Origin of the sequence: Achromobacter sp. (assembly GCF_036567245.1) — a bacterium.
In the GTDB taxonomy this organism is placed as follows: Bacteria; Pseudomonadota; Gammaproteobacteria; order Burkholderiales; family Burkholderiaceae_B; genus Achromobacter.
The window spans coordinates 1-6,573 of record NZ_DATCUY010000122.1; the positions used below are offsets into that span (position 1 = coordinate 1).

General features: G+C 66.0%; 7 protein-coding genes and 1 pseudogene. 4 read left to right on the forward strand and 4 right to left on the reverse strand.

From position 1 onward, the window contains the following. The coding region (locus VIR09_RS05545; RefSeq protein WP_332011965.1) for a bifunctional transcriptional activator/DNA repair enzyme AdaA at positions 1–786 on the reverse strand (786 nt) is incomplete at its 3' end. A 149-nt stretch (positions 787–935) separates the two neighbouring features. Here VIR09_RS05545 and ogt point away from each other — a divergent pair. The 4 genes from ogt to VIR09_RS05565 all read left to right on the forward strand — a co-directional run bounded on the left by ogt (position 936) and on the right by VIR09_RS05565 (position 4,927). Further along, a complete protein-coding gene (gene ogt / locus VIR09_RS05550) occupies positions 936–1,484 on the forward strand; it encodes a methylated-DNA--[protein]-cysteine S-methyltransferase (protein ID WP_332011966.1) in 549 nt (182 codons plus the stop codon). A gap of 73 nt (positions 1,485–1,557) precedes the next feature. After that, positions 1,558–2,523 carry a DUF3829 domain-containing protein gene (locus VIR09_RS05555; protein ID WP_332011967.1) on the forward strand — a complete coding sequence of 322 codons (966 nt, stop codon included), beginning with the start codon at positions 1,558–1,560 and terminating at the stop codon, positions 2,521–2,523. A 207-nt stretch (positions 2,524–2,730) separates the two neighbouring features. Further along, positions 2,731–3,816 carry a tartrate dehydrogenase gene (locus tag VIR09_RS05560; protein ID WP_332011968.1) on the forward strand — a complete coding sequence of 362 codons (1,086 nt, stop codon included), beginning with the start codon at positions 2,731–2,733 and terminating at the stop codon, positions 3,814–3,816. A 130-nt stretch (positions 3,817–3,946) separates the two neighbouring features. Continuing rightward, positions 3,947–4,927, forward strand: a complete 981-nt coding sequence (locus VIR09_RS05565) for a tripartite tricarboxylate transporter substrate binding protein (RefSeq protein ID WP_332011969.1) — start codon at positions 3,947–3,949, stop codon at positions 4,925–4,927. Positions 4,928–4,946: 19 nt separating this feature from the next. On the opposite strand, the gene VIR09_RS05570 is transcribed toward VIR09_RS05565, so the two are convergent. From VIR09_RS05570 to VIR09_RS05580, 3 genes and pseudogenes are all read right to left on the reverse strand, one after another. Then, positions 4,947–5,552 (reverse strand): phosphatase PAP2 family protein, encoded by a 606-nt coding sequence (locus VIR09_RS05570; RefSeq protein WP_332011970.1) that lies wholly within the window; start codon positions 5,550–5,552, stop codon positions 4,947–4,949. A gap of 91 nt (positions 5,553–5,643) precedes the next feature. Beyond that, positions 5,644–6,072, reverse strand: a complete 429-nt coding sequence (gene arsC / locus VIR09_RS05575) for an arsenate reductase (glutaredoxin) (protein WP_332011971.1) — start codon at positions 6,070–6,072, stop codon at positions 5,644–5,646. Positions 6,073–6,144: 72 nt separating this feature from the next. Then, a pseudogene (locus tag VIR09_RS05580) lies at positions 6,145–6,573 on the reverse strand (PepSY domain-containing protein); the annotation flags it as partial.

The following is a 6,573-nucleotide window of genomic DNA, read 5'->3' on the forward strand; positions in this document are numbered from 1 at the left end:
AAAGCGCACCGTGGCCTCCAGCGCGTCGCCGCGGCCGGGGCGCACCGTCACCGTGCCCTGGCGGCCGTCGAGCAGGACGGTGCGCGCGTAACTGTCGTCCGTGACCTGCTCGATGCCGGGGATCGCGCGCAGCCGCAGAAATCCCAACATCGCGTCCCAGTCGTAGGGCGGACGGTAGCGCAGCAGCAGCTTGATCTCGCCCTCTTGCGCCGCCGACACCTCGGGCTTGCCGGAGCGCCGCAGGTCGCCAGGGGCGCGCGCGAACAGGTCGTGGAAGATCTCATTGAAGCGGCGGATGCTGCCAAAGCCCGAGGCGAAGGCGATCTCCGCCATCGGCAGCTGGGTTTCGTGGATCAGCTGCTTGGCCAGCAACACGCGCCGCGTTTGGGCCACGGCCACGGGCGAGGCGCCCAGGTGCTGGCGGAACTGGCGCCGCAGCTGGCGTTCGCCCACGCCCAGACGCTGCGCCAGCACGTCCACGCCGTCCTCGTCCAATGCGCCCAGCTCGATCAGTTGCAGCGCGCGGGCCACGCTGTCGGGCAGTTCATGTCCAGGTCCTAGTTCAGGAGCGGTTTCCGGGCGGCAGCGCAGGCAGGGGTGGTAGCCGGCCTCCTGCGCCGCCGCCGCGGTGGCGTAGAACGCCACGTTCTTCGACAGCGGCGTGCGCGCCGGACAGACCGGGCGGCAATAGATGCGCGTGGTCTTCACGGCGGTGAAAAAGCGGCCGTCGTAACGGGCGTCGCGCACTTGGATGGCGCTATAGCAGGCGTCGTGGTTCAGGTCCATGGGATGATGCTAACGCTGCGGCAGGTGTCGGATCTAGCGGTTTTCGGACAGTGTTGTGGATGCGGCATTCCTGTCCGAAAACCGCCAGCGCAAGGCCCGCGCCACAGCCTATAGTGATTTCGTCGATCACCGCCGCAGGAGCCAGTCCCATGTCCGCCCGAACCCAGGCTTTCTTTCTTGAACGCGTTCCGACCCCCATCGGCCTGATGCTGGTCCTGAGCGACGAGCAACAGCGCTTGCGCGCGGTGGACTGGGAAGACTACGAATCGCGCATGCACCTGCTGCTGCGCAGGCAGTACCGCAACCAGGACGTGGACCTACGCGATGCCGCCCGCGCCTCGCCCGCGCGGCGCGCGCTGCGGGACTATTTCGACGGCGACGTGCGCGCCATCGACTCGCTGGACGTGGCTACCGGCGGCACCGATTTCCAGCGCGTCGTGTGGCAGGCGCTGCGAGGCATATCGGGCGGCCAGTCGATCAGCTATGGCGCGCTGGCAAACCGCATTGCGCGTCCCGCGGCCGTGCGCGCGGTGGGCACGGCCAATGGGGCGAACCCCATAGGCATCGTCGTGCCTTGCCACCGCGTCGTGGGCGCGGACGCCTCGCTGACCGGCTATGGCGGCGGTCTGCACCGCAAGCGCTGGCTGCTGGATCACGAGCAGAGATGGCTTGAAAACTCTTGTGACAGGGCTGAATGACTTTGTAGCGTGTTAAGCATCTGAAGGGCATATCATCCGTCCCCTTCAGAGCAACCCGCAACAGGAAACAAAGATGTTTATGCCGCGCCCCTTGCGCATGTCCGCCGTTCTGGCCGTCACGCTGGCGCTCGCCGCGTGTGGCGACGATAGCGCCAAGAAGGAAGCGAAAGCGTCCGAGCCGACCACCGCCCAGGCCGAGATCATCAAGTACAACCAGTACGTTGATACCGCCAATGGCCTCTCCACGACTTTCGAAGAGGCACTGGACCGCTACCAGACGCGTGTCGTCCCGGCGCTGAAGGACGGCAAGCCGCTCAAGGATTTCTCCATCAGCAACGACTCCAGCATCCTGCGCACCAAGGAAAAACTCGACGGCGCACTGGCGATGAAAACGCCGATTGCCGAGATCGACGCGCCTGCCAAGGAATTCTCGGACGCGCTGGGCAAGCTGGCGCCGTTGAGCAACGAATTGCAGAATTACGCGGCCGCCAAGACTTTCCTGTCGGACAACGGCGCGCTGGCGCGCGAGAAGAGCCCGGCCTACGTCGCGGCGCTGACCGAAGTGGTGAAGGCCGAAAACGGCTTCTATCGCGGCATTTCCATCAGGGACACGGCCAATACCAAGGCAGCGTTCGAGAAGGCTGAGAAGGACACGGTCGCCTACTACCGCGCCGGCCTGGTCTATTACGGCAAGGCCACGATGGACAAGGCGTCGGGCGTGTTCGACGGCACGGGCCTGGGCGCCGACCAGGAAGCGTTCAAGCAGGAGTTGGACAAGATGAACGAGATGGCGCTGGGCTTTGACAAGAAGACCCGCGAGGCCGATCCCAAGGGCTGCTCCAGCATGATGATGAACGTCAACAGCTTCCTGGCTTCCGGTCGCAAGATTCTTGAAAACACCAGCAACGGGCGCTACAAGGAAGAAGCGGCGCGCACGGGCGCATTCAAGATGATCCGCACCACCATCGAGATGGACGCCGGCGGCCTGCGCCAGAACTTCAATAACATGATCTCCACCTTGAACGTCGGCCGCTGCTGACGGCAGCGTTCGCCAGCGGCCGCGACATGGCCGCGGCCCGGAACAGCGCCCCATGCGGGCGCTGTTTTATTTGCGCGTTCAAATTGGCGCCTGCGCATTCCACCTTCAACTCCAGGTTAAAGATGTTTTGAATTCCACGGCGCCCGCCGTCCGCAGGCGTCAGTACAGTGCCGACAGCATCTCACCAGCAAGGAGCCCAGTCGGCCCATGAAGACCTATCGCATTGCAACCATCCCCGGCGACGGCATCGGCAAGGAAGTGATTCCCGCCGGACAGCGCATCATGCAGGAACTGGCCCGGGACGGCGGCCTGAGCTTCGAATTCGAGGACTTTGACTGGGGCGGCGACTATTACCGCAAGCATGGCGTAATGATGCCGGCCGACGGCCTGGACGCGCTGCGCGGCAAGGACGCCATTCTGTTCGGTTCGGCGGGCGATCCGCACATTCCCGACCACATCACCCTGTGGGGTCTGCGGCTGAAGATCTGCCAGGGCTTCGACCAATACGCCAACGTGCGCCCGACGCGCATCCTGCCGGGCATCGACGCGCCGCTCAAGCGCTGCGCGCCGGGCCAGCTGGACTGGGTCATCGTGCGCGAGAACTCCGAAGGCGAATACTCCGGCGTGGGCGGCCGGGTGCATCAGGGCCATCCGCTGGAAGCCGCGACCGACGTGTCCATCATGACCCGCGCAGGGGTCGAGCGCATCCTGCGTTTCGCCTTCAAGCTGGCCCAATCCCGTCCGCGCAAGCTGCTGACGGTGGTGACCAAGTCCAACGCGCAGCGCCACGCCATGGTGATGTGGGACGAGATCGCCGCGGAGGTCAGCCGCGAGTTCCCGGACGTGACCTGGGACAAGGAACTGGTCGACGCCGCCACCGCCCGCATGGTGAACCGTCCGGCCACGCTGGACACCATCGTTGCCACCAACCTGCACGCCGACATCCTCAGCGACCTGGCGGCGGCGCTGGCCGGCAGCCTCGGCATCGCGCCCACTGGCAACATCGATCCCGAACGCCGCTATCCGTCCATGTTCGAACCCATTCACGGCTCGGCCTTCGACATCATGGGCAAGGGGCTGGCCAATCCGGTCGGCACGTTCTGGTCGGTGGTCATGCTGCTGGAACACCTGGGCGAAACGCAGGCCGCCTCGCGGCTGATGCAGGCGATCGAAAGCGTGACCGCCGATCCGTCGCTGCATACGGGCGACCTGGGCGGAACCGCCACCACGGAGCAGGTCACGGCGGCGGTCTGCGCCAAGCTGGCGGCTGCGGCGAGAGCCCGGGCCGCATAGAAGAAACAGGCACCAAGCAGGCCTGAAGTTGATCCGAAGCAGGCCCGAAGCAGGACCGGGGCGCGAGACCCCAGGCCTGCTCCGGGCTCCACGAAAAGAAGCGAATTCCATTCGTACCGAGGAGACAAGCATGCACAAGAGAACGATACCCGCGCGCGTCCTGGCGCTGGCCTACCTGGCTGGCCTGTCCTGGGCCGGCGGTGCGCCGGCGCAGGGCTATCCGGTCCGGCCCGTGAACCTGATCGTGCCGTTTCCGGCCGGCGGCACCACCGATGTGCTGGCGCGGGCGCTGGGCCAGGAGCTGGCCAAGACCCTGGGCCAGCCTGTGGTGGTGGAGAACAAGCCGGGCGCGGGCTCGACCCTGGGCGCGGACTACGTGGCCAAGGCTGCTCCTGACGGCTACACGCTGCTGATGGGCGCCGTGCACCACACCATTGCCACCAGCGTCTACAAGAGCCTGCATTACGACTTCCAGAAGGACTTCGCGCCGGTCACCACGGTGGCCTTAGTGCCCAACGTGCTGGTGGTCAATCCCAAGCTGCCGGCGCAGAACGTGCAGGCGCTGCTGAAGCTGGCGCAAGGCCAGCCGGGCAAACTGACCTATGGCTCCAACGGCATGGGTACGGGACAGCACCTGATCGGCGCGCAGTTCGAAAAGGAAGGCCACGTGCAGCTGCTGCACGTCCCCTACAAGGGCAGCGGCCCCTTGACCACCGACCTGCTGGGCGGCCAGATCGATATGTCCTTCGATACCGTGACGCCGGTGCTTGCGCACATCCAGAGCGGCAAGCTGCGCGCGCTGGCCGTCACCACCAATCAACGTTCGGCCGCGCTGCCCGACGTGCCCACCATGGAGGAGGCCGGCCTCAAGCCCTTCAACATGGGGACCTGGTTTGGCGTGCTGGCGCCGGCGGCCACGCCCGCGGACGTGGTAGGGCGCTTGAACGCCGAGATGGTCAAGATCATCCGTTCGCCCGACTTCTCGCGGCGGATGGCGGAGATCGGCGCGGTGCCGATCGGCGACACGCCCGCCGAGATGAAGGCGCGCATCGGTGCGGACACCGAGAACTACGCCAAGCTGGTCAAGGACGCCAAGGTGGCGATCAACTGAGCTGCGCGAGTCCGCGCCGTCAGGCGCGGATCCAGCCGCGCGCGATCGGCAGCGCCAACACCTTGCGGTACAGGCTTTGCGCCACGCCCGTGAGGGGCTCGCCGCAGCGACGCCATGCCATCGCGGTGAGTCCGGCGGCGACTGGCGCCAGCAAGAGCCCGCCCACGATGTCCAGCGGGAAGTGCACGCCCAGGTACACGCGCGACGCGCCGACCAGGACGGCCGCGGCCAGCGCCAGCCAGCCCCATCCGGCCCAGCGTCGATCGTTGATCAGCGTGAACGCCAGCGTAGCGATGATGATGGTGTGGTTGCTGGGGAACGAAGACGTCGCCTTGTGCGGAAAGAACGCATGTCCCAGGCCCATGACGAAGGGCCGGGCATGCGGCCACAGCGCGCCGCACAGATAGCTGGCGAACAGCGCCACGGCGATGCCGGCCAGCGCCTTCAGCGCCAGATCGCGTTGCGGCCGGCCGCCCCACAGCCACAGGGCGGCCAGGACGACTGGCACCAGCAGGATCAGCCGGTTGGCCGCCAGCATGGCGGCGTGGATCCGCCAGACCGGGGTGGCCGGATCCGCGTTGATCAAAAGAAAAAGGGACTGGTTGAGGCCTTCAAGAGAATTCATGACTTGTCATTGCGGCGTAATGAAGCGATTGCCGCGATGGTAATGACCCCAGCCGTCAGTCCGCTTACAAAAGCCGTCGGACGGCGTCCTTTTACTTCTGGATGCGTTTGCCCTGCGCGTCGATCACGGCTTCGCCGTCTTCCTTGGTGAACGCGCCTTGCTGCGGAGCCGGCAGGAGATCCAGCACCAGTTCAGAGGGACGGCACAGGCGCGCGCCCAGCGGCGTCGAGACAAAGGGACGGTTCAGCAGGATGGGATGCTGCTCGATAGCGTCCAGCAGCGCGTCGTCAGAGAGGGATGTGTCGTCCAGGCCCAGTTCCTGATACGGCGTGCCTTTCTCGCGCAGGGCTTCGCGCACGTTGACGCCGGCCTTCTTGAACAGCGCCTTCAGTGCGGCGCGCGAGGGCGGCGTTTCCAGGTACAGAACGACTTCGGGTTCGATGCCGGCGTTGCGGATCATGGCCAGGGTGTTGCGCGAAGTGCCGCACTTGGGGTTGTGGTAGATGGTTACGTCGGACATGGAAGCTCCTCTTTCCGGTAGATCGTCATGCGTCATGCAAGGCTGTGAGCATAGTGCATCCGCGGCGGCGCTTCAGGCCCGCAATTTCTTGCCCAGCCGCCGCCAGCCTATCACCGCGCCGGTCAGGCTGAGCGCCGCGCCGCCCAGGCTCAGGAACACCAGCAGGGCGTCCCACAGCGGGCGTCGCGACAAGAGACCGGTCCAGTCCCAGCTATGCAGGAAGGCAAACAGCCAGCGGCTGGTGCGCGAACCGCTGTCCTGCCGGCTGACGATCTGTCCCGTGCGCGGATCGAGATAGACCCAGGTCGCCTGGGGATCGTCATAGGCCAGTCGCCACACAGGCAAGGGCTTTTCGACATGGCCCAGCATCGCGTGCTCGTCGCGGGCGTAGTAATAGAAGTCGTAGGCGTCCAGCGTTTCGGCGCTGGCGAGCTGGGCTCCGGGAACCAGCCGGGCGGCGGCGGCGCGCAGGGCCGCCGGGTCGAACGCATGGGGCTGCGC